This window comes from Ekhidna sp., from assembly GCF_963691765.1.
In the GTDB taxonomy this organism is placed as follows: Bacteria; Bacteroidota; Bacteroidia; order Cytophagales; family Cyclobacteriaceae; genus Ekhidna.
In genome coordinates this window covers 783,831-805,552 of record NZ_OY829375.1, presented here as the reverse complement: position 1 = coordinate 805,552, position 21,722 = coordinate 783,831, and the positions used below count along the sequence as shown (strand labels likewise).

The following is a 21,722-nucleotide window of genomic DNA, read 5'->3' as shown; positions in this document are numbered from 1 at the left end:
AGATACCCTATTTCAGGGTTGGAATTTGGGGTTTCACTCATGAAATTCTTGTGTTCATCCCCTTTTGACGAAATTTTCTGAAAGGTCATGTCTTATCTTTAATGCAGAAATGAAACTGAAAGAAGTACATATTAGATGGATAGGTATTCCAATTGTAGCGTTAATCGCGGATGCTACCGATGGTGATCATTTGGCTAGTGAACCGTTCTGGTACACCTACCTCATTGCCATTTGCTTTACTGCTGTCTATTGGAGTGGAGCTACCTACATCATATATCGGTTTCGAAGAGTTTTCCCGGAAATAAGCAAAACGGCGAAACGTCTGACATTCACTGCACTGGTAATTGTTGTTTGGATGATGATCGGTGGGATTCCTGTTAAGCTGGCGTTTAATTTATGTACGCTGGCTGAAGCATTTACAATTAATCAGCATGCGGAATTTCTTCCCTTTAATATGGTTGCTGCCACAGTAATTTCATTGGGCTATGAAGCTTTCTATTTCTTTGATAAATGGAAAGAACAATTTACGCTGAATCAGCAATTGAAAAATCAGCAGATTAGAACGCAATATGAGGTGCTACAAAATCAAATGAGTCCTCATTTTCTTTTCAATAGTTTAAACACACTGACTTCTATTATTCCTGAAAATGCTGAAGCTGCAGTTTCATTTACAGAAAAACTTTCTGAGGTCTATAGGTATATTTTGCAAAATAAAGATCGAGAGCTGGTAAGTCTGAGCGAAGAGATTGAATTCGTAAAGTCATACTTATATCTCCTGCGCATGCGATACCCAGATAATCTGTCGGTAGAGTTTAAATTAAACTATCAATACCTTGATTTGACAATCCCTCCATTGACATTACAAATGCTTGCTGAGAATGCCATAAAGCACAATGTTGTCTCTAAGGCTAAGCCTTTGAAAATTGAGATCTATGTTGAAAATGGTAAGTCTGTGGTAGTTAGAAATAACCTTCAACGCAAAGACTCTTTGGATAAGTCGACAAAGACCGGACTCGAAAATATTCGAAAACGATACAGTATTTTAGGGCAAAAGGAAATTGATGTGATCACTAGCGCTACCAATTTCATGGTTGCTGTGCCATTAATAGACTTATTGGAGGAAAAAGACTTAAGGTTTACCTAATGAAAGTTCTGATTGTAGAAGATGAGGCCCCAGCATTTCGACGCTTAGAGAAAATCTTATTGGAGATAGATCCTAACATCGAAATAGTAGAGGTGTTAGACAGTGTAGAGGAAACGGTTAAGTGGATGAAAAATCACCAGAAACCAGACCTTGCGTTGATGGACATTCAAATTAGCGATGGAATAAGCTTTCAGATCTTTGATCAAATTGATGTCAGCTGCCCAGTCATTTTCACCACTGCCTTTGATGAATATCTTTTAAAGGCCTTCAAGGTGAACAGCATCGACTATTTATTGAAGCCTATTAAGAAGGAGGACCTGAAACATGCGTTGGATAAGTACAAGAATCTCCAAGCCAGCTTCAGTGGAAATGGACTGGATATGTCAGCTTTACTTAGTCAAATTAACCTGACAGAGACGAAATACAAGTCACGGTTTTTGGTAAAACAAGGTGATAAAATGCTTGCAATACGATCGGAAGATATTGTATGTTTTCAGAGCAAGCATGGAATTGTTCATATCAACACCAAGAATGAGAAGACATACTTATCGGACTTTACTTTGGATGAACTTTCAAACCAATTGGATCCGCAATGTTTTTTTCGCGCAAACAGGCAGTTCATTGTTCAAGCTGACTATATCACAACGGTACATAAACACTTCAAGGGGAAGTTGCTTGTGGAACTTGTACATTTTTCCGATGAGCAGGTCCTGGTAAGCAGTGAAAAAGCTACCTCTTTGAAACAATGGCTAGATCAGTAATACTTTACTCATTACTTCTCGATTCAACTAACTCAATGGAAAGATCAGCGCCTGGCACGTAGAATTTTACAATTTTACTCGGCTTGCTTTTCGTAATCCATACGCGATTTTGAGGCATTTTCCCATCGGTCATTAGATGAATGACATTACAATCAAACGTACCTGCAGCAGTTGTGATTTGCTCTTCATTCACGTAATAAAGTGAAGCATCGGATACCGTCATACTTGTCGAAACGAGAGATTTAAACTTGATGGTGTCATCTTTCTTATAATCCAACGCTTGCATCAGCATGTAAAGCTCAGTTCTAAACACATCATAGCTATAAAGAGAATCCACAGGGTAGTCTGTGGCTGTAGTATCCCTGGTGACTGTATACATTCCATTCACTTGCTTATTATTTGCTACTATATTAACATCAAGCCTTGTGGTATTTATCTGCATGCGAACAAGTTCTTGTTTGCTTTGATAAGTTGCTGTATCCATAGCGAATTCAGCTTCTTCGTATACGCTCCCATTGTCAAAAGATGAAGTGTCTCTTACAACTAATTTCCCATTTTCGAAATACGTTCCAAAGATCATCGAACCCACCTTCGCTCCGGAAGTATCTAGCATATGATACGTATTAACAGTGGGTTGAATTTCAGAAAGGTTCAATGTCTGTCCAAGCCACTTTTTTTCTGAGGCTTTTTCTTCTTTTGCGGGTTGGCAGGCAAATAATAAAATGGTCAAGATCCAGAGGTAGTTTTTCATAATTGATGTAAGTAAGTCACTTCATCAAATCTACCATCTATTCTGTTCTTTAACTATCCAACCATTCTTTGAATGCTCGAACTTTTTCTCGGCTGACAATGATGTTTTCAGAGTAGTCTGGTACAACTGACAATAGCAGCCTGTTGTTAAAGTATGAATCAATCGAATTAATGCAGCCGTCTGAAAGAATCATGTGACGGTTAACCCTAAAAAAAGATGAAGGATCTATAAGTTCTTGTAGGTCATCCAACGAATGATCTATTATCATGGACTCACCTTGATTAGTTCTTAGGTAGCTTGTGCTTGATTCACTATAGAAATAAGAAATGTCGTTTATTGAAATGGAATTGTATTTTAAGCCAGTCTTGACAAGAAATTTTTGCTTATAGTTTGAGCTTAAAGACCCTCTGAGTTTGTCAATCATTTGAGAGATATCTCCCTGTGAGCTAACCTTTTTTAGTTTTTCAATTGCTTGTACCAACTTGTCGGATTGGACAGGTTTAAGTAGGTAATCAACGCTGTTGTATTTGAATGCTTCAAGAACATACTTATCAAATGCGGTAGTAAAAATCACATGAGGGTATGTGTCAAGTGATTCTAGTACATCGAAACCAGTGCCATCTCCTAATTGAATATCAAGAAACAACAGTTCTGGACACTCATTTTCATGCAGCCAGGTTACAGCAGCTTTTACAGAATAAAACGTTTGGATAACATTGATAGTCGTGTGCTCGCTGACCAATTTAAGTAGCCGGTCAGCCGTGAGTTTTTCATCTTCTATAATGATCGCATTCATGCCAATGATAATGGTAATCTTACTTTAAATGATTCTTCATTGTCAGTAATTTCTAATGCACGGCCGGCAGAAAGGATTAAGCGATTGGAGAGATTTTTGAGTCCAATTTTAGTGCTCGTGGTAAGACTCTCTTTTTTACGCTTTTCGTTTTCTACCACAATTGCCTTATCTCCTTCATTCTTAATAGAAATGTGTAAGGGGTCATCAATAGAAAAGGAATTATGCTTCACAGCATTTTCAACAAGAATTTGTATAGACATCGGAGGAACTTTGAGATCCAGGTTGTCTAATGAAATATCCTTATCCACAACGATCGCAGACTGATGCCTCATTTGTAACAGAAATACATAGCTATCTAAAAATGAGAGTTCTTCCTGAAGAGTAACTACACCTTTTTCATCATTTTCCAGAATGTATCTATACATATCCGAGAGCTTTGCTATGAACTTAATTGCTTGCTTTGAATCATGCTCTACCAGTGAAGAAAGAACACTGAAGCTGTTGAATAAGAAGTGAGGGTTCACTTGATTTTTCAAGCTTTCAAGTTTGGCAGCCGCCAATTCCTTTTGGATAGCTTCTTTTTCTCTTGCGCTTCTGATAGCATTTTTCACATATAGGATTATGATTTCATAGGCGATAATCAAGAGTGAGATAACAAATCCCTGTGCGCTATCTATAAGAAAGGAACCTTTTCTATAGCCGTCATTGCAGCATCCTACATCAGCCAGAAATTCCTCATATAAGTATGTAGATAAAAAAACCAAGGGGAGCACAATAAGTGTCGCCTTGGTTGATATTTTATAAAGCCCTAGATTATTTCGTAGGCTTAGGTTTTTACTTTGTGCGTAGACATATCTTGATACTACCTCCCATAGCATCATTACGATAACTACGGTGTAAACCAGGGATACTGTTGTATTGGTGTCCCAATCAAGAAAGTGGCCCCAGTCATCTACCCTTGTAACCTTGAAGAAGAAGAATACAAAGACAGCAATTGTAAACCTAAACCGATACTTCATCTAGTAAATTTACTCACCATCTTTTGAAGCAACCGCCTGCTCTGACCCAATATTGAATGAAATCATAGTTCCAGTCACTTTCTGAGTTCCAGTGCTTCTTGATGATACAGTAGTAGAATATTGACCTTCTGCAACTTGATCAGCAGATACTGTTACCAGATAGTGATCTTTATTTGCTTCATCTTGCTTAACATCAAACTTTAATCCTGAACTACTTATAAGTTTTGGTGCTGAAAAATTTGAACGCTTAGCAAACTTAGATCGCACAATCCATAGGTCGAAAGTAGTTTCGCCTCCCTTATTTACGTTCACAGTATACTCTTGAGCGTAAATTTTTGCTCCTCTTTTAGGAGCTTCGAAATCTTGAGCCATGGCTACTGAAGCCACAAAAAATAGTAGAGAAAGAAGAGTGAAGTGCTTTTTCATAATTGTATGTTTTACAGTTTGAACATACAAAAGACACGTGTTTTACATTGCTTCTTACCCTCTTCGTGACTGAACTGCGCGATTACTTATTGAATTGTCAGATTCTTTAATTGAACTGTTTATCAATTTTTCTTCAATTCTGACAATAGACTCTGTACCTGCTGATCTAGAGATGTTTGTGAGTATTCCTCTAGTGCTTTTATCATATAACTTGGAACGTCTTCACCATTTTCAACTTTAGATGAAATATCAAGTAATAGTTGAGCAAAATTGGCCAAGTCGTTGCTACTAATGTTGTTACTTACGCTTTCAGGTTGAGAGTCTTCACATTCATTGTATTGAGCGACAATCTGATCTAGATCACCAAACTTTAATTCTTTGTTCTCAATTTTAGCTGATACCTCAGGACAATCATTCAGAAACTCTGCAGCTCGTTTCTTAAAATTAATAGCGGAGATTTGGAAGGCATTTCCGTCCTTGTAAAAGATTCGATCTTTAAAAGTGGTTTCGTTTTCTGGTATAGCTAAATAGTAGGTTAGATTTCCTTTTGAAATTACCTTACCAATAGCTTTTCTATTTCGATAGTTGATTGGCTCGTATATCTCACTATCAATAGCGAGTGACTGTACCTGGAATGCTTTATATGTCTTTTTGCCTTCGTCATTCTTAATATCAATTCCATCATAGTGAGAATCTCGATAGATTTCAATTTTACCAGTAATGGTATCACCGTTTAGTGTTACTAAATATTCGTTTTGAGCGCTTGCGGTGTATACTATACCAACAAATAGAAGAGATAAAAGAAATTTCATACTTGAATTTTTTGTGAAGTTATTTCATAATTAACTCTTATCGAAATGTAATTACTTATACAAAACGTGAAAAAATAAAACCTTTCAATAGTTGTGTCGTTTTTATTTTTCATACATTTAGTGAATTAATGTAAATCTTGACTTATGAAGGGGACCAATCTTGGTGAATTCGAAGAAGTAGTTTTGCTAACCATAGCATCACTGATGACAGAAGCATATAGCGTGAACATAGTTGACGAAATAGCTTTGGTTACAGGAAGGAAGACAAAGCTCGGTGTCGTACATGCTGTTCTCAATAGATTAGAAAAAAAAGGACTAATAACTTCTGAATTGGGGGAGCCAACCAAAGAGCGAGGTGGAAGAAGAAAACGCTTTTTTTACATTTCACATGCTGGCAAAGTTGCGCTCATGAGATCCAAAGAACAACGTGATAGGCTTTGGAGCAATATCCCTGAACTTGTTTTTCAAGGCATAAAATGAGCGATCGAAGGGAAATACCACCAAGATGGATGAATTGGCTTCTAGAACTCTATTGTTCCAAGGAGTTATTGGAGGATCTTCAAGGGGATTTACATGAATACTATCAAAGGAATCTAACCAAGAGTCGATTTAAAGCTGACCTAATATTCCTATTGGATGTGATCAAGTTTTGTAGGCTCTACACCATTCGAAAACCCAAAATACTAGGACAAATGACATTTCTTAATTTGATGAACAATTACTTCAAGACCTCAGCTAGAAATCTTGCACGTAATAAGCTATTCTCAGCTATTAACATTTTTGGACTTGCGATTTCCATGTCTATTGGAATCTTAATGATCACCTACATCAGTGAGATGCTCAGTTTCGATACGTTCCATGAAAAGGGAGATCTCATTTATCGCGTACATTCAACCTATAAGGATATTTCATCGCCTGATGTATTTGATTTTGCCTCTACATCTGTTTTTGTAGGAAAAAAACTTAAAGAAGAATATCAGGGTATCGAAAAGATCCTGTTCATGCGAAGAAATTTCAGAGCTGATTTAAATAAAGGGGATAACACTATTCCAGTAAGAGGACATTATGCTTCTGAGGAATTTTTTGATGTTTTCTCATTCAAGCTAATCTCTGGAAACAGTGTCACAGCGTTATCTGAACCCAATTCATTAGTACTGACAAAAACTACAGCGGAAAAGCTTTTTAAGGATCAAGACGCAGTAGGAGAGATTGTTACCTCAGGTGAAGATAGCTATACTGTAACGGCAGTTATTGAGGACCTTCCTAAAAACTCGCATATTCAATTTCAAGCTTTAATGTCTTTCATTACCCTTGAGAAAAGATATGCTGCTAATGAGACCACCACATTTTTTGACTGGCGAAGTATGTGGATGAATTACATTTATTTACTTCTTCCCGAAGGTCAAGATCCAAATCTTATCAACGGGTATTTGCGAGAAATTGCAGAAACTGAAAATGCAAGAACTGATCGCTACGAAATATGGAATAGTGTTGAAAGTTTAGCCAATCTGGTTCCCGGAGAAGAGCTTTCGAATAACATCGGTCCCAGCATGACTTGGACAGGAATTTATCAGCTGTTGCTTCTTACAGCATTTGTGATAGTATCAGCCTGTTTTAATTATACTAATCTTTCCATTGCAAGATCTTTAAGAAGAGCCAAAGAAGTTGGCGTTCGCAAGGTAGTAGGAGCTGGAAGGAGTCAAATACTGTTACAGTTTATATTTGAAGCCATTTTAGTTGCATTAGTTTCTGTTGCTATATCATTTGGCTTGTACGTAATAATAAAGCCGTTTTTCCTGGGGATAATTTTAGATCGCAATGACTTAATCACCATGAACTTTCAATGGATTCATATCCTGTACTTCATCTTGTTCGCATTTGCTATCGGAATTATTGCTGGAATTTTACCATCTGTGGTTTTGGCCAGACTTAAAGCAATATCTGTGTTTAGAGATGCCTCTTCAATGAAGCTAATGAAAGGTTTAAGCTTGCGCAAAGTCCTAATTGTTCTGCAATTCACGATCTCTATATTCTTGATAATTGGATCTACAATTGCTTATAAGCAGTACAAGTTTGCACTCAATTTCGACATGGGATTTACTACAGAAAATGTGTTAAACCTTGCGCTAAAAGACAACGATGCAAAGTTGCTGATACCTGAAATAGAGAAGCTTCCAGAAGTAAGTAAAATATCGAGATCGGGGATGATACCTAATACCGGAGAAGTATGGAGTGATGAGTTCAAGTATAAAGACCCTTTAGATTCTGCTGAGGTTTTCGTCAACTACGTAGACAAAAATTATTTTGACACGCATGAGTTTACTTTTTTGGCTGGTGGAACATTCCCTTTTGATCGAGAAGAAGAAGGAGAAGCCAAATTTGTTGTAGTTGATGAACTTTTCTTGAAGCGATTCAATATGACTGATCCTCAGGAGGCTATTGGAGAAATTGTTACAATGGATGGACGATTGGAAGATGATAAGTTGGAGATTGTAGGAGTAGTTAAGGAATTCCAATACATCAAAATTCATAGTGAATCTGAACCTGTAGCGATGATTCAAGGTGCTCCAGATGAATTCATGCACCTCAATCTTGTAGTTCAATCAAACGATATAGTTGGCTTTATGGATAAACTTGAAGCCATCTGGTCAAGTGTTGATAAGGTGCATTCTTTCGACGCGCAGTTTTATGATGAACTAATTCAGGAAGCATATGACGATCAAGCGACGCTATTCAAGTTGTTTGGGTTTCTGGCGTTCTTAGCTATTTCGATTGCTTCAATGGGCCTTTTAGGGATGGCTGTATTTACTACAGAAACACGTCAAAAGGAGATTAGTGTAAGAAAGGTGCTGGGCGCTACAAAGCAACAATTGATGATCATTCTTTCAAAAGGATTTGTATGCATGCTGCTTGTCGCTGCGGCGATTGCGATGCCTTTGAGCTACCTGTTTTTCACTGAGATGGTCATGGTAGATTTTGTAAACAGAATAACTATTGGCCCTGTTGAGCTACTATCTGGCGTATTTGTCGTGTTTGCAATTGGTATCCTTACCATTAGCTGGCAAACAGGAAAAGCGGCAACGACGAATCCTGCAGAAATGCTTAGAGATGAATAAAATAGGAAGCTTCTTGCTATTTTTCTTGAATGAATAGACAAGAAGCTAATGAAATACTTGCTTCCATGACTGATGGAGATAGCCTGCTTAGACATGCACGGACGGTTGAATTAGTCATGGAAGCCTATGCTGAAAAATTTGGTGAGGACCCAAATGAATGGGCGATTACAGGTAAGTTGCACGATGCAGATTATGAAAAATTTCCTGAAGATCACCCAAATAGAATTGTGGCGCTTTTACGTGAAAAGGGTGAAGAAAAGATAGCTCATGCTATTTCTGCGCACTATACAAAATGGAACGTTCCTTATAATACAACGCTGGATAAAGCCCTATTAGCTTGTGATGAACTTACTGGATTTATTGTAGCCTGTTCCCAGGTTAGACCGGAGGGTATAGCTACACTGACCGCAAAATCAGTGAAGAAGAAACTTAAGCAAGCAAGCTTTGCAGCCAAAGTTGAGCGAGATGAAATTGCTAAGGGAGTGGAGATGCTTGGAGTAGATATGACAGATCATATTAACTTTATTATAGAAGTTCTAAAGAAAAACAAGGAAGAACTTAGTATCTAAACCCTAATCACATGAAGAAGAAAATACTTATTGGACTTGGAATATTTGTTGTACTGATCATAGTGTTGATGTTCTACATGAACAACAGGAACAGGACACTGAGCCCTCCTGGAGAAGTTAGTATTTCGGGTGCAGGAATTGATGTAAACGTAAACTACTCGCGACCATCGGTACGTGACAGATTGATATTTGGTGAAGAAGAAGAAGGTGCGCTTCAACCTTATGGTGTCTATTGGCGACTTGGAGCTAATGAGCCTACTTTCATGGAGGTTTCAGCCAATTTTAGATTTGGTGGTGACGACTTTCCTGCTGGTAAATATGTCATTTATGCATTTCCACGAAAAGGTGAGATGGAAATAAGACTAAATTCAGACTTACGTTTTTGGGGCTATACTGAACCGGACTATTCTCAAGATCTTTCAACAGTAGTAGTACCTGTTAGTAGGGGAGAACACACCGAGCAGTTTACAATTTCTGGTAATGCCAATGATGATGGTGTCAATTTGATTTTTAATTGGTCAAATAGCCAGTGGGAACTTCCGATTGAAAAACAATAGAATAAAAGGCCATCTTGAGATGGCCTTTTATTTTTCTTTCAAGATAAACCACTCGCATAGTCAATCTTATAAGTCATTAGAATTCCACCTCGGTCGTCTAGAAATGGTTGTATGGTTTCAATTATTTTTTGCGCTATTTCTGCGGAAGCAACTGTAAAAAGTAATGTGTTTCTACTTGTAGGCAACAGTCCCTCGGATAGCTGCTCTCCTCTTTTTACACCCTTGCCTCTAAATATTTCTACAGCAGTATATCCATGAATACCTACTGATTCCAACTTTTCAATAAGCGATTGAAGAAAGGTGTTGGATATGATTATTTCTATTTTAATGATTTCCATAATTAGATTTTTATGTCCAGAGAGATTGGATGATGAAATAGTACATCGGTATTCCGATGGTTATGTTAAAAGTGAATGTGATACCCAGAGACATAGGCAGTAAAATGCTCATGTTCGCCTTTGGAACCGAAATTCTCATAGCGGCAGGTACTGCAATGTATGAAGCGCTAGCCAGGAGTACCGTTTGTAAGACAGCATCTCCGACGGAATACGATAAGCCAAATGATAAGGCAATACCAATTAACCCAACTATCGGGGGAAATATCAATGCAAATAAGACAATGAATGCACCTGTTCGTCGCAGTTCCTTTAGTCTTCTTCCGGCAAGGAGTCCCATATCTAACATGTACAGACTGAGCATTCCAAAGAAGATCTCATTGACAAACGGCTTCAGTTCTTTTTCTCCGGTTTCTCCACTTATATAGCCTATCAGCAGGCTTCCAACAAGAAGTAACACGGAGCCATTAAAAAAAGACTCTTTCAAAATATGCTTGAATCCACTTTCTTGATGAGCAATTGTTTGGTCTTCTTTCCGGACATATAGTCGAATCAGGATGAGCCCGGCAATAATGGCAGGAGATTCCATCAAAGCCATTCCTGCAACCATATAGCCTCCAAATTCGACACCTTGTGATTCAAGAAAAGCACTAGCAGTAGCAAATGTTACAGCAGAAATAGATCCGTATGTTGCTGCTACTGCTCCAGCATCGTATATGCTCAACTTTTGCTTTAGGATGAAGAACATCAAAAAGGGGATGAGAAATGATCCTATGATACAAACGAGCATGACAACAATAACTTGACTGTCAAAGCCGCTATGAAAGAGTTCTTCACCTCCTTTGATTCCAATGTCGAACAGGAGATATATGCTTAAGAATTTTGCGATCTGAGGTGGAATCTCAAGATCAGATTTAACTAATACAGCTATTAACCCTAAGAAAAAGAATAGGGTAGCTGGGTGGGAGAAATTCTCCACAATTGAATAAAAATCCATTGTTAATTTTTTTAAATGAATACATAGTGATTTTGGGAATGACGAAGGTCAATCCCTGTGTTGGTTGAGAATCAATATGTACTAGCAATGGATTTTTAACCGATGATACTCAATGAATAACTTTTTCGGTTGTAAAGAAGTAGGAATGAATGTCGAAGAGCTAGATTTGATAAATCCAGAAAAGAGATCGAGTGTAATGGAAGCTGTATTCGCATTTTCGGAATCCCACCCGTCGAACTTATCTTCAAGCTCCTTTTCTCCCTTTTCAGCATCCTTTTCAAACTGTTCACTGATTTCAATGCCTTCTTTTTCTACAACGTATTGCCCCCAAACAGAGGAAGACGTGGTTGCAATCAGTAGGAGTGCAATTAGAATGTGTAGATTTTTCTTCAGCATTTTATTCGCTTGAAAGCAAGATCAATTTATCTTCATTTCTAAAGTTTTCAATATCAATGTCTTGATTTTGTACTAAACCGCTAAAACTGTAGACGAATAGATGGATTAGTTACAGGGAATCTAGAAGCCTTGTCCAGATTTCATCTAACCAATCTTCGTGTTCTGGTTTCATAAGTGAAGACCGTAAGCAGAACAAGTATTCCGAATCGATATCGAAATCTACATTTTGAAATTTTGATGTAGGATACTTGTATAGCGATAGGTAGAGCTTATTTTCTTCTGCTTTGTTAAAAAAGGCTTGTGCTTTTTCGCTCATTTCACTTGTACTAGATCCACGAATCGTCCAGGCTACTATATCTGTTTCAGGAGTAACGATTGGATAGAAATGCTTGCTTTCAGAGAGCTTGTTGTAAAGGCTGATCGTAGCATTTCGTGATTTTTCAAGGTCTTTTGAAAAGTCACCACCTTGTACTGGTGGCAATAGTTGATGCGTAGCCCAAAGTCCGACTGCAGAGGCACCTGCTCTAGAACATTCCAGGCTTATTTCACCTAAATGCAGCTCGTCAGATGTGAAATAAGTATAAGGAGAGTCATGAATGTAATATTTAGCTACTTCCGGACTCTTAAATAGCACACAGCCACATCCATATGGTTGAAGCCCTTGCTTGTGAGGATCTATTACGATACTGTCTACTTGATTTAGAAGCGAATACTTTTGAATGGTCCGCGGTTCCAAATTACTAACCAGTCTGAAATAGCCACCATATGCAGCATCTGCATGGATTCGAAAATCATACTTCTTCTGTAATTCCAACACTTCATCTAATGGATCTACCGCGCCTAGTCCGGTGGTACCCATTGTACAAACAACAGTACCGACATTGCCATTTTTAAGTTTTTCTTCAAGCGCATGAATATCAAGTCTGCCTTGTTGATCGGAGGAAACTTTTTCGAATTTCAATTTCAATACTTCAGAAATGCGTTCATGTGTGTAGTGAGCTTGGTCTGATCCAACAATAATCTTGCTTGGATGGATGTTGCCGGCAACCCAAAGTGCTTCTAAGTTGGCCATTGTACCACCGCTAGTGAGATGGCCCAAGTGGTTTTCCCAGTCAAACATTCTTGCCAAATCGGCTACGACCTCTTTTTCCATTGGAGAGCTGGCCTTGCTGCCATCCATTGCATGATTATTGGGATTGATCCACATGGCTAGCATGTAGGCGGCCTTTGCAATGGGGTGTGGAGGTTTTAACATCTGACCAGCAAATAGTGGATGGAAGTAGGGATAATTGTCTTGCATCTTTTCAGCGGTCTTCAGTATTACCTTTTCCATTTTCTTTGAATCAAAGGAATAATTCATGTTTGGGAGGTCAAATCCAGCTTCCAGCTTTTCTATTGCCTTTGTCAATAGAGCAATCGATTCTTTTTCAAGTTTCATGATTCAATCCATTCAATTTTATCCGAGATGGCTCCTTTCTTGATCATTCGATCGGAAGGTTCGCAATACCCCATGTAGAAAAATCCAATGCACGTTTCGTTGGGCTCCATGGATACGTGTTCATTGAGATATTGGCACAAACCAGGGCTGCTCCAGTATCCACCCAATCCGTATTGGTCGAGCCCAATCCAAATGTTTTGAATCGCACACGCCACGGATGCTACCTCTTCCCATTCTGGTACTCGTTCCTTTGGATCTCGGTGTAGTATTATGGCAAGCAAAGCGCCTGCTTTGGTAGGATTCGCTTTGATCTTATCTCGTTTTGCTTCAACAAAATCAGGTGTGACTTCTACGTACTTACTAGAGAGAAATTCACCAAGTCTGGCCTTGCTCTCACCCATAAATACTTTAAATCTCCAAGGCTCGGTTAGCTTGTGTGTTGGTGCGTGATTGGCATTTTCCAGAAGTTCTTCGATAATTTCCCTAGGGATTTCTTTATCTAAATATTGTGCAGGGTAGACGGAGCGTCTCTTTCTAATTATATCGTTTACTGAGCTCACTTTTTATCAATTAAATAATGGCTAAAACTACAAACATATTCATCGCCAGAATATTTAGAGGAAAGGAATATTTCAGTTTAGTGTGAGGTCCATGCAAAACAGCGCTATCGGGATTGGTTCTCATTCATTCATTCAATAAATTCGTTCAAGTAACATACTAAATCATCCTCAATGAAATTTGGAAGCGTAGATAATCCTGAAGAAATAGATTTTAGTCTCCCTGACGATCATCATGATACAGAAAGAGTGTTGAAAAATGGCAAAGGGCTGCAAGATGTGTTTGTAGGATGTGCGAAGTGGAACAGGCAAGATCTAAAGAAATTTTATCCACGAGGTACCAAAGACGAGTTAGCATATTATTCTACTCAGTTCAATTCAATTGAACTAAATGCTACTTTCTACAGCCACTTCCGCGTTGAACAAATCGAAAAGTGGGTAGAAAAAACACCTGACAATTTTAAGTTCTTCCCTAAAGTTCATCAGATGGTAAGCCACATCAAGCGCTTGAATAATGTGGAGGAGCCTATTGAAAGGTATGTGACGAACATTCGCGCTTTTGGTGACAAGTTGGGAATGTGCTTTCTACAGCTACATGACAACTTTAAGCCAGCCAATATGGAACGACTGATAACTGCAGTAGAATTCTGGCCAAAAGATGTACCATTGGCAATAGAACTTAGAAATACGGAATGGTTTAATGATGCTGAAATAGCCAATGAAGTTTACGCTTTGTTTGAAGAAAACAACATTTCGAATATCATAACAGACACTGCAGGTAGAAGAGATCTTTTACATATGAGACTGACATCTCCTTCAGTATTTGTCAGATACGTCGGTGCAAACCATGAAAGCGACTATTCGAGACTTAAAACATGGTTGAAGCGTGTCAAAAATTGGGCTGATTCTGGCATGGAGAATTTGTACTTCTTCGTACATCAAAATCTCGAGAAAGAATCTCCAATTCTTTCTGCTCATTTCAATAAAATGCTCAATGAAGAAATGGGGCTTAACTTGACCATTCCGGTAGGTCAAGAATGATTGAATAGAAAACCTCCCGATAGGAAGGCTTTCTCAATTAACTTTTTATTCGAAACGCATATGTTTGACAGATTCCCCTGAGTTTATCAACTCTGAAAGTGAATCAATGCCGATATCCAAGTGATTTTCTACAAACTGTGATGTTACTTTCTTATCACTTTTAGAAGTTTTTACCCCTTCTGGAACCATCGGGTTGTCAGACACGAGAAGGAGCGCCCCTCTCGGTATTTTGTTGGAAAAACCTACAGTAAACAAGGTTGCTGTCTCCATATCAATGGCAGAAGCACGAATGGCTCTCAGGTAGTCTTTGAAGTCTTCATCATGTTCCCAAACCCTGCGATTGGTAGTGAAGACAGTACCTGTCCAATAGTCAAATCCTTTTGCTTTAATAACGTGTGAAATCGCTCGTTGCAGGCGGAAGGAAGGAAGTGCTGGCACCTCAGCTGGGAGATAATCATCAGATGCTCCTTCGCCTCGTATTGCTGCAATAGGTAGTATTAAATCACCCAACTTATTTTGCGACTTGAGTCCGCCACATTTCCCCAGGAAAAGAACGGCTTTAGGTGAGATGGCAGAAAGGAGATCCATAACTGTAGCAGCCATTGCGCTGCCCATCCCGAAATTGATAATGGTGATTTCTCCACTCGTTGCCGTTTGCATGGCGCCATTTTCTCCTTTTATTGGGACATTAAAGCGCTTGGCAAATAACTCTACATAATTTTTAAAATTTGTGAGGAGGATGTACTGGCCAAACTCATCCAACTCCGTACCTGTGTATCTAGGTAGCCAGTTTTCAACTATTTCATCTTTTGTATTCATAAGATGCAAAGGTAAACGAATTACAAATCGTATGATGAGATCGCAATTAAATAAAGATTAACGCTTGATTGTGAAAATTGAATTTTAATCGGAATGATTTAGACATTAATAAGTAAGTGTAGCAATTAGATCGTATAAACCTCTTAAACATTATCAAATGATAAAATTATAGCGTATCTTAATTACATGGAAACATCAGATCGAGTATGCGTAATCACCGGCGCTGCTCAGGGAATTGGTGCTGCCACCGCCAGATTGATGAGTCTTCATGGCTCAATGAACGTTGTTTTGTCAGACATGGACAAAGAAGGTGCTGATACACTTATGCATCAGCTTAATACCATACGTCCTAAATCGTCGATTGCCTTTACAACCGACGTAGCTGATCCAAAACATGTTTCTCAGCTCATGAAAGCAGCTTATGATCGCTTTGGTAGATTGGATATTTTAATTAATAATGCTGGAATTAGCCAATCTAAAATTGCGAGAACTGCTGATTCGTCATTAGATGACTGGAGTAGAGTGGTGGCTGTAAATCAAAGTGGTGTCTATTACGGGATGAAATTTGCCATTCCTTATATGCTGGAACAAGGACATGGCATGATCGTAAACGTAGCTTCTATAGCAGGTCAAATTGCGGCTCCCAATCATGTGGCTTATGCAGCAAGCAAAGCGGCAGTCATCAGTATGACAAAGACTGTTGCTCTTGAGTATGGTCGCAAGAACATTAGGGTCAATGCAGTATGCCCAGGCTACACAGACACAAACCATTTTGATCAATTACACGCTACTAAACCTGAGTTGAAAGAGCGCTTGCTTAAGGCAACACCTATGCAAAGATATGCTAAAGTAGATGAAGTAGCAGATGCCATATATTGGCTTTGCTCAGATCAGGCAAATTTCATAACAGGTGAGACTCTTAACATAGACGGAGGAATTTCTCTCTGACTCTAGGTTAATTTAGGGATCTGTATGGATACCCTATTTAGAAGAGTTTGGCTTTTGGCTAGTATTTGGATTGTTGGTTCGGCTTGCAAGCCAGAACCTCAAGAACTTTCAATTGCAATCATACCTAAGCCAACAGAGCTGACTGTTAAGCAAGGATCATTTACCATCAACAAAGAGACTACGCTCTACTTTGATGAGTCTGCTATTGCCCTATCAGAAGTTGTAAGTGACTATTTTACATCAATAACGACCTATTCATTAAGTCTTCTAGAAGAGGAATCAGCTAATTCAATCAGCTTTTCTGTGATTGATTTGCCCGAAGATGAATATCGTATTGTCGTATCAGACGAATCGATAAAGATTACTGGCGGTAGCAAAATCGCATTGCTTAATGGCTTTCAGTCTTTGCGTCAGATTCTACTGACTAATGGTACTAATACTATCCCAGCACTCGAAATAGTTGATCAGCCCAATTTTGAATGGAGGGGGTTGCTACTCGATTGTTCAAGGCATTTTATGGAGAAAGATTTTGTGAAGCGCTACATCGATCTTCTAGCACTATATAAAATGAATGTGTTGCATTGGCATTTGACAGAAGATCAGGGCTGGAGGATTGAAATAGATAAATACCCTAAGTTGACAGAGGTAGGAGCTTGGCGAGATGATGGAAATGGTGGTGTTTACGGTGGTTTTTATACAAAGGAGGATATACGAGAAGTTGTCAGCTATGCAATGAAACGGGGAATTACGGTGGTTCCGGAAATTGAATTGCCGGGACATTCTCAGGCAGCTCTAGCCGCATATCCCGAGCTATCATGCACGGGTGGGCCTTTTGAAGTTGAAACAGAATGGGGAGTATTTAAAGAAATCTATTGTGCAGGGAATGACTCTACCTTCATTTTTCTGGAAGATGTATTGACTGAGGTAATGGAATTATTTCCATCGGAGTATATTCATATTGGCGGAGATGAAGTTCCGAAATATCGCTGGGAACAATGTGCCAAGTGCCAAAATAGGATTCATTCAGAAGACCTGCATGATGAACATGAATTGCAGAGTTATTTTATTGGACGTATTGGGAAATTTCTAGAAGCCAATGGACGTAAGATGATTGGCTGGGATGAAATTCTGGAGGGTGGCCTTCCAGAAGGTGCGACTGTTCAAAGCTGGAGAGGCTTTGATGGTGCCGCTGCGGCAGTTAAAATGGGTCATAAAGCCATTGTATCTCCCACGTCTCATGCCTATTTCGACTATGGACTGAATGACATTGATCTTGAGCGTGTGTATAGTTTCAATCCTATCCCAGAAGATCTAACAGGCCAAGAACGAGATCTTATTCTTGGTGGAGAATGTAACATGTGGAGCGAACGAGCACCTCAGCCTAAAGTAGATTCGAAGGTTTTCCCTCGAATCACTGCCATGTCAGAGGTATTATGGTCAGGGGCTTCTGAAAAGGACTTTGAAGAATTTCGAGATAGGCTCTCGAAGCATTATCCCATGCTTGAATCTCTTAGAGTCAATTATGGTTTCGAAACTGTACCTGTTGAGGTTTCCACAAAGACTGAAGAGGGAGCGCTCACAGTCTCACTAAAATCCTATGATTCAACCATTGCTATTTCGTACCTTGATGGCGATAAACAGCAAGTTTACGAGGGACCTAAAGTAATTTCAAAACCAACACAATGGGCGATACTTTTTAGTAAAGGTTCAACCACATTTAAGGATACCATCTTTCAGAAATTCGACCCACACTTAGCCAATGGTTTGATTCCTCAGGTTGATGCAGACTACAATCCGAACTATACTGCAGGCGGTGTTGGAGGGCTTACCAACGGTGCTAAGGGGAGTATTAAATTTAGGGATGGAAATTGGCAAGGATACTGGGGAGATGATGTCATAGCAACATTGGATTTAGGAGAAGAAAAACTAATTAGCGAGCTATCTTCCGGTTTTCTCCAGTACAATAACGCCTGGATATTTTTCCCAGTTGAGGTGACCTATGAAGTGTCGAATGATGGTGTTACCTATTCACAGGTAGGCACAGTTCAAAATAATGATAATCCAAGAAATAAAGAGCAGATGACTCAGGAATACACCCTTAAGATTTCTGAATCGTTGAAGACGCGTTTTGTTAGAATGAAGGCAAAGAACTTAGGAGTTTGCCCGGAATGGCATGATGCAGCGGGAAGCAAGGCATGGTTATTTATTGATGAATTTAGTGTGAGGTAAATTAAGTGAGCTATCAAATTGAAATATGCGCTAATTCAGTTCAATCAGCAATAAATGCTGAAAAGGGAGGTGCTAATCGTGTTGAGCTATGCGACAATTTATGGGAAGGTGGAACTACACCTAGCATGGCAACTATCATGCTTGCCAAACAACAAGTAAGTATAGATGTCTATGTCTTGATTCGTCCAAGAGGAGGTGATTTTGTTTATAGCGACCTTGAATTTGAAATAATTAAAAAGGACATTCTTCTGTGCAAAGAAGCTGGGGTCGATGGAATCGTTTGTGGAGTACTGTTGCCAAGTGGGGAAGTAGATATAGGTCGCACGAAAGAACTAGTCAAACTCAGCCATCCGCTCCCTTTCACTTTTCATCGAGCCATTGATCATGTGAGTGATATAGAGAAAGGAATAGCAGATTTAAAAGAGTGTGGTGTTGCTCGGTTATTAACGTCTGGTCAAAAAACCAGTGCAATTGATGGATTAGATAAGCTCATGATGATGTCTTCTTGTGCCGGAGATGAAATTTCGATCATGCCAGGTGGAGGAGTTAATGCAGACAATGTACAGAAGCTCTACAAAAGAGGTTTTAGAGAATTTCATTTCTCAGCAAAATCTCATGTTAAAGGGCAAAAGAATTACTCAAATAAGGTTCCAATGAATGGGTCAATAGATATACCTGAGGAGACGATACAAGTTTCAGACACGAATAAAATTCAGGAGATTAAAAAACTACTCGATGCGATTGAATAAAGGAATAATCCTCGTTTTAATAATCGTTGCCTTTGCGTGTGAGCAAGCACCTTCATTGTCGCGAAAGATGCTTAATGATGGATGGGAATTCAAACAAGAACATTCAAACGACTGGAGAAATGCATCGGTTCCAGGCGTAGTGCATACAGATCTCATTTCGCACGATATGATTCCACATCCTTGGAAAGGAACAAATGAAAATGATGTACAGTGGATTGAAAATGAAAATTGGCTGTATAGAACCTCTTTCACTATCAGTAATTCGATTTTAGAGAGAAATGCAGTCGATTTGGTCTTTGAGGGATTGGATACATACGCAGATGTTAGGTTGAATGGAAGATCGATTCTTACTGCCGATAATATGTTTAGAACATGGCGTAAAGACGTTTCTGATTTACTTGTCGAGGGTGAAAATACACTTGAAATTAAATTCATTTCCCCTCTAAAAATGAATGCTCCAAAGTTAGAAGCCTTGGGGTATGAGCTTCCGGCAAGCAATGAGACGGCAGAAATGAAAGTCAGTCCTTTTACTCGTAAATCGCCCTTTCAATTTGGCTGGGATTGGGGTCCTAGATTGGTGACTTCAGGAATCTGGAGGCCCGTGTATTTAGAGGCATATGATAGAGTTAGAATAGTCGACGTTCAGGTTGTTCAAAAAGAGCTCTCGGAAGATGTTGCAAAGTTGGAGGCATTGGTTGAGTTGGATGTTGAAATGGACGGAACCTTTGAGATCAACGTAATGGGGCAGGAGGTAACCAGAGATTTAAGGGCCGGGATGCAAGTGGTAAGTATGCCTTTTAATATTAAAAATCCTAAACGATGGTGGCCAGCTGGATGGGGCGAGCAAAACCTATATGATATTCCAGTATCTATATCATTTTCTGAAGACGTGATAGATGAGGAAGTAGTAAATATTGGCTTGAGAGAAGTCGAATTAGTCAACGAGGCAGACGCTATTGGTGAAAGTTTTTACTTCAAAATAAATGGAGAACCTGTCTTTGCGAGAGGGGCTAACTACATTCCTCAAAGCCATTTTTTACCATCAGTCACTACAGAGGATTATGTGAAATTGATTGAGGACGCAAGAGCTTCTGGAATCAATATGATTAGAGTGTGGGGAGGTGGGATCTATGAGAATGATATCTTCTATGATTTATGTGATAAGAATGGAATACTAGTGTGGCAGGACTTCATGTTTGCTTGCACCATGTATCCAGGTGATTCGGCTTTTGTTAAGAATGTGGAGGCTGAAGTAATTGATAATGTAAAGCGGTTAAGAAATCATCCATCGATTATTCATTGGAATGGCAACAATGAAGTGGATGTAGCTTGGAACAATTGGGGGTGGCAGGATAAGTATGGCTATTCTGCTGAAGATTCTGCGAAGATTTGGAACGACTACCTTTTGGTTTTTCATGACAAGATTCCTGCTTTGTTAGCAAAGCTTGACAGTCGACCGTATTCTACCACCTCACCACTGAGCAACTGGGGAAAACCTGAGAATTTCAATTATGCAAGTATGCACTATTGGGGGGTCTGGCATGGAGGTGATGTCTTCGAAGATTTCGAAAAAAATGTGGGGAGATTCATGAGTGAGTATGGCTTCCAATCTTTTCCTGGCATGGAAACGATATCCTATTTCGCTGATTCTTCTCAATGGAATCTAGAGTCGGAGGTGATGAAGCATCATCAAAAAAGCTACGTGGGAAATGGGATGATCGCAAAATTCAGTAGCAAATATTTTGATGAACCTGATGGCTTTGAAGATTTTGTGCTGAAGAGCCAGATGACACAAGCCAAAGCGATGCAGATGGCTATCGACGCACATCGTCTTAGAAAAGGGCATTGCTGGGGTACACTTTTTTGGCAGTTAAATGATTGCTGGCCAGGACCTAGTTGGAGTGCCGTAGATGTCTTTGGAAGAAAGAAAGTTTTGTATGACGAGTTAAGTTGGTTGTATGCCCTGGTAGCTTTAATTCCGACAATTAAAGATGGGGTACTTAGTATTTCATTAGTAAATGATTCACTTGAAGATTTTGAAGGAGCAATGGTGATCGAATTTTATGATGAGGAAGGCAATCTTCAAGAGTTGGAGAAATTGGTTGTTGGTCCTAAAAATGGAATTACCTCAGTTTATAGCGAGCAAATTCAAGCTAAATTCAAGCAAGCAAACTTGAAGTTGGTAGTTGAAGACGAGGAAGTGTTTACTCGACCTGTTAACTTAAGATGAAGATTTAAAAGTCCTTGAAATATAGATTATAT

General features: G+C 39.1%; 22 protein-coding genes. 11 read left to right on the top strand and 11 right to left on the bottom strand.

The genetic code is table 11. The features are described 5' to 3' along the window. Positions 1-109 precede the first annotated feature (109 nt). Positions 110-1,144, top strand: a complete 1,035-nt coding sequence (locus tag ACY650_RS03750) for a sensor histidine kinase (RefSeq protein WP_462251890.1) — start codon at positions 110-112, stop codon at positions 1,142-1,144. Beyond that, positions 1,144-1,905 carry a LytR/AlgR family response regulator transcription factor gene (locus ACY650_RS03745; RefSeq protein ID WP_462251888.1) on the top strand — a complete coding sequence of 254 codons (762 nt, stop codon included), beginning with the start codon at positions 1,144-1,146 and terminating at the stop codon, positions 1,903-1,905. Before ACY650_RS03750 ends, ACY650_RS03745 begins: the two co-directional genes overlap by 1 nt. Before the next feature lie 4 nt (positions 1,906-1,909). Here the strand turns inward: ACY650_RS03745 and ACY650_RS03740 are convergent, their stop codons facing one another. The 5 genes from ACY650_RS03740 to ACY650_RS03720 form a co-directional block, all read right to left on the bottom strand. Further along, a complete protein-coding gene (locus tag ACY650_RS03740) occupies positions 1,910-2,656 on the bottom strand; it encodes a DUF3108 domain-containing protein (RefSeq protein WP_462251886.1) in 747 nt (248 codons plus the stop codon). Between the two features lie 49 nt (positions 2,657-2,705). After that, the gene (locus tag ACY650_RS03735) at positions 2,706-3,452 is read right to left on the bottom strand and encodes a LytR/AlgR family response regulator transcription factor (protein ID WP_462251884.1); all 747 of its coding nucleotides are present in this window, start codon (positions 3,450-3,452) and stop codon (positions 2,706-2,708) included. After that, on the bottom strand, positions 3,449-4,471 hold the full coding sequence (locus tag ACY650_RS03730) for a sensor histidine kinase (protein WP_462251882.1): 1,023 nt from the start codon (positions 4,469-4,471) through the stop codon (positions 3,449-3,451). The genes ACY650_RS03735 and ACY650_RS03730 overlap by 4 nt, the downstream gene beginning before the upstream one ends. Before the next feature lie 9 nt (positions 4,472-4,480). Then, positions 4,481-4,897 carry a hypothetical protein gene (locus ACY650_RS03725; protein WP_462251880.1) on the bottom strand — a complete coding sequence of 139 codons (417 nt, stop codon included), beginning with the start codon at positions 4,895-4,897 and terminating at the stop codon, positions 4,481-4,483. 122 nt (positions 4,898-5,019) lie between these two features. Further along, positions 5,020-5,709, bottom strand: coding sequence for a hypothetical protein (locus ACY650_RS03720; RefSeq protein WP_462251878.1), 690 nt, complete (start codon positions 5,707-5,709; stop codon positions 5,020-5,022). A gap of 144 nt (positions 5,710-5,853) precedes the next feature. Here ACY650_RS03720 and ACY650_RS03715 point away from each other — a divergent pair, with 144 nt between their 5' ends. The 4 genes from ACY650_RS03715 to ACY650_RS03700 are packed head-to-tail and all read left to right on the top strand — an operon-like array spanning position 5,854 to position 9,951. Further along, a complete protein-coding gene (locus ACY650_RS03715; protein ID WP_462251876.1) occupies positions 5,854-6,189 on the top strand; it encodes a PadR family transcriptional regulator in 336 nt (111 codons plus the stop codon). Continuing rightward, the gene (locus tag ACY650_RS03710) at positions 6,186-8,825 is read left to right on the top strand and encodes an ABC transporter permease (protein WP_462251874.1); all 2,640 of its coding nucleotides are present in this window, start codon (positions 6,186-6,188) and stop codon (positions 8,823-8,825) included. The genes ACY650_RS03715 and ACY650_RS03710 overlap by 4 nt, the downstream gene beginning before the upstream one ends. Positions 8,826-8,854: 29 nt before the next feature. Continuing rightward, positions 8,855-9,394: an HD domain-containing protein gene (locus ACY650_RS03705; protein WP_462251872.1), complete on the top strand. Its 540-nt coding sequence runs from the start codon at positions 8,855-8,857 to the stop codon at positions 9,392-9,394. Positions 9,395-9,405: 11 nt separating this feature from the next. Next, the gene (locus ACY650_RS03700; RefSeq protein WP_462251870.1) at positions 9,406-9,951 is read left to right on the top strand and encodes a DUF2911 domain-containing protein; all 546 of its coding nucleotides are present in this window, start codon (positions 9,406-9,408) and stop codon (positions 9,949-9,951) included. Positions 9,952-9,989: 38 nt separating this feature from the next. Here the strand turns inward: ACY650_RS03700 and ACY650_RS03695 are convergent, their stop codons facing one another. The 5 genes from ACY650_RS03695 to ACY650_RS03675 all read right to left on the bottom strand — a co-directional run bounded on the left by ACY650_RS03695 (position 9,990) and on the right by ACY650_RS03675 (position 13,677). Further along, positions 9,990-10,289, bottom strand: coding sequence for a P-II family nitrogen regulator (locus ACY650_RS03695; RefSeq protein WP_462251868.1), 300 nt, complete (start codon positions 10,287-10,289; stop codon positions 9,990-9,992). Positions 10,290-10,299: 10 nt separating this feature from the next. Then, positions 10,300-11,283 carry a sodium-dependent bicarbonate transport family permease gene (locus ACY650_RS03690; RefSeq protein WP_462251866.1) on the bottom strand — a complete coding sequence of 328 codons (984 nt, stop codon included), beginning with the start codon at positions 11,281-11,283 and terminating at the stop codon, positions 10,300-10,302. A gap of 81 nt (positions 11,284-11,364) precedes the next feature. Beyond that, positions 11,365-11,679 carry a hypothetical protein gene (locus ACY650_RS03685; protein ID WP_462251864.1) on the bottom strand — a complete coding sequence of 105 codons (315 nt, stop codon included), beginning with the start codon at positions 11,677-11,679 and terminating at the stop codon, positions 11,365-11,367. Between the two features lie 109 nt (positions 11,680-11,788). Then, positions 11,789-13,117, bottom strand: coding sequence for a pyridoxal phosphate-dependent decarboxylase family protein (locus ACY650_RS03680; RefSeq protein WP_462251862.1), 1,329 nt, complete (start codon positions 13,115-13,117; stop codon positions 11,789-11,791). Further along, on the bottom strand, positions 13,114-13,677 hold the full coding sequence (locus tag ACY650_RS03675; RefSeq protein ID WP_462251860.1) for a nitroreductase family protein: 564 nt from the start codon (positions 13,675-13,677) through the stop codon (positions 13,114-13,116). The genes ACY650_RS03680 and ACY650_RS03675 overlap by 4 nt, the downstream gene beginning before the upstream one ends. Positions 13,678-13,848: 171 nt before the next feature. On the opposite strand from ACY650_RS03675, the gene ACY650_RS03670 reads away from it, so the two are divergent. Next, positions 13,849-14,715 (top strand): DUF72 domain-containing protein, encoded by an 867-nt coding sequence (locus tag ACY650_RS03670; protein ID WP_462251858.1) that lies wholly within the window; start codon positions 13,849-13,851, stop codon positions 14,713-14,715. Between the two features lie 45 nt (positions 14,716-14,760). Here the strand turns inward: ACY650_RS03670 and ACY650_RS03665 are convergent, their stop codons facing one another. After that, on the bottom strand, positions 14,761-15,534 hold the full coding sequence (locus ACY650_RS03665; protein WP_462251856.1) for an AMP nucleosidase: 774 nt from the start codon (positions 15,532-15,534) through the stop codon (positions 14,761-14,763). Between the two features lie 186 nt (positions 15,535-15,720). Here ACY650_RS03665 and ACY650_RS03660 point away from each other — a divergent pair, with 186 nt between their 5' ends. Genes ACY650_RS03660 through ACY650_RS03645 form a run of 4 tightly spaced genes read left to right on the top strand, consistent with a single transcriptional unit; the run spans position 15,721 to position 21,690 of the window. Then, positions 15,721-16,482, top strand: coding sequence for an SDR family NAD(P)-dependent oxidoreductase (locus ACY650_RS03660; RefSeq protein WP_462251854.1), 762 nt, complete (start codon positions 15,721-15,723; stop codon positions 16,480-16,482). Positions 16,483-16,506: 24 nt separating this feature from the next. Then, positions 16,507-18,711: a glycoside hydrolase family 20 protein gene (locus ACY650_RS03655; protein ID WP_462251852.1), complete on the top strand. Its 2,205-nt coding sequence runs from the start codon at positions 16,507-16,509 to the stop codon at positions 18,709-18,711. Between the two features lie 5 nt (positions 18,712-18,716). Next, complete coding sequence (locus ACY650_RS03650; RefSeq protein WP_462251850.1) at positions 18,717-19,460, top strand: copper homeostasis protein CutC; 744 nt, start codon at positions 18,717-18,719, stop codon at positions 19,458-19,460. Then, the gene (locus tag ACY650_RS03645; protein WP_462251848.1) at positions 19,447-21,690 is read left to right on the top strand and encodes a glycoside hydrolase family 2 protein; all 2,244 of its coding nucleotides are present in this window, start codon (positions 19,447-19,449) and stop codon (positions 21,688-21,690) included. Before ACY650_RS03650 ends, ACY650_RS03645 begins: the two co-directional genes overlap by 14 nt. Positions 21,691-21,722 lie beyond the last annotated feature (32 nt).

Bases quoted from the DNA above. Each gene is read 5' to 3' on its own strand.
- ACY650_RS03685 (WP_462251864.1), bottom strand. From the start codon at position 11,679: ATGCTGAAGAAAAATCTACACATTCTAATTGCACTCCTACTGATTGCA.
- ACY650_RS03660 (WP_462251854.1), top strand. From the start codon at position 15,721: ATGGAAACATCAGATCGAGTATGCGTAATCACCGGCGCTGCTCAGGGA.
- ACY650_RS03745 (WP_462251888.1), top strand. From the start codon at position 1,144: ATGAAAGTTCTGATTGTAGAAGATGAGGCCCCAGCATTTCGACGCTTA.
- ACY650_RS03740 (WP_462251886.1), bottom strand. From the start codon at position 2,656: ATGAAAAACTACCTCTGGATCTTGACCATTTTATTATTTGCCTGCCAA.
- ACY650_RS03700 (WP_462251870.1), top strand. From the start codon at position 9,406: ATGAAGAAGAAAATACTTATTGGACTTGGAATATTTGTTGTACTGATC.
- ACY650_RS03750 (WP_462251890.1), top strand. From the start codon at position 110: ATGAAACTGAAAGAAGTACATATTAGATGGATAGGTATTCCAATTGTA.
- ACY650_RS03680 (WP_462251862.1), bottom strand. From the start codon at position 13,117: ATGAAACTTGAAAAAGAATCGATTGCTCTATTGACAAAGGCAATAGAA.
- ACY650_RS03710 (WP_462251874.1), top strand. From the start codon at position 6,186: ATGAGCGATCGAAGGGAAATACCACCAAGATGGATGAATTGGCTTCTA.
- ACY650_RS03670 (WP_462251858.1), top strand. From the start codon at position 13,849: ATGAAATTTGGAAGCGTAGATAATCCTGAAGAAATAGATTTTAGTCTC.
- ACY650_RS03690 (WP_462251866.1), bottom strand. From the start codon at position 11,283: ATGGATTTTTATTCAATTGTGGAGAATTTCTCCCACCCAGCTACCCTA.
- ACY650_RS03725 (WP_462251880.1), bottom strand. From the start codon at position 4,897: ATGAAAAAGCACTTCACTCTTCTTTCTCTACTATTTTTTGTGGCTTCA.
- ACY650_RS03655 (WP_462251852.1), top strand. From the start codon at position 16,507: ATGGATACCCTATTTAGAAGAGTTTGGCTTTTGGCTAGTATTTGGATT.
- ACY650_RS03715 (WP_462251876.1), top strand. From the start codon at position 5,854: ATGAAGGGGACCAATCTTGGTGAATTCGAAGAAGTAGTTTTGCTAACC.
- ACY650_RS03645 (WP_462251848.1), top strand. From the start codon at position 19,447: ATGCGATTGAATAAAGGAATAATCCTCGTTTTAATAATCGTTGCCTTT.
- ACY650_RS03665 (WP_462251856.1), bottom strand. From the start codon at position 15,534: ATGAATACAAAAGATGAAATAGTTGAAAACTGGCTACCTAGATACACA.
- ACY650_RS03730 (WP_462251882.1), bottom strand. From the start codon at position 4,471: ATGAAGTATCGGTTTAGGTTTACAATTGCTGTCTTTGTATTCTTCTTC.
- ACY650_RS03720 (WP_462251878.1), bottom strand. From the start codon at position 5,709: ATGAAATTTCTTTTATCTCTTCTATTTGTTGGTATAGTATACACCGCA.
- ACY650_RS03735 (WP_462251884.1), bottom strand. From the start codon at position 3,452: ATGAATGCGATCATTATAGAAGATGAAAAACTCACGGCTGACCGGCTA.
- ACY650_RS03695 (WP_462251868.1), bottom strand. From the start codon at position 10,289: ATGGAAATCATTAAAATAGAAATAATCATATCCAACACCTTTCTTCAA.
- ACY650_RS03705 (WP_462251872.1), top strand. From the start codon at position 8,855: ATGAATAGACAAGAAGCTAATGAAATACTTGCTTCCATGACTGATGGA.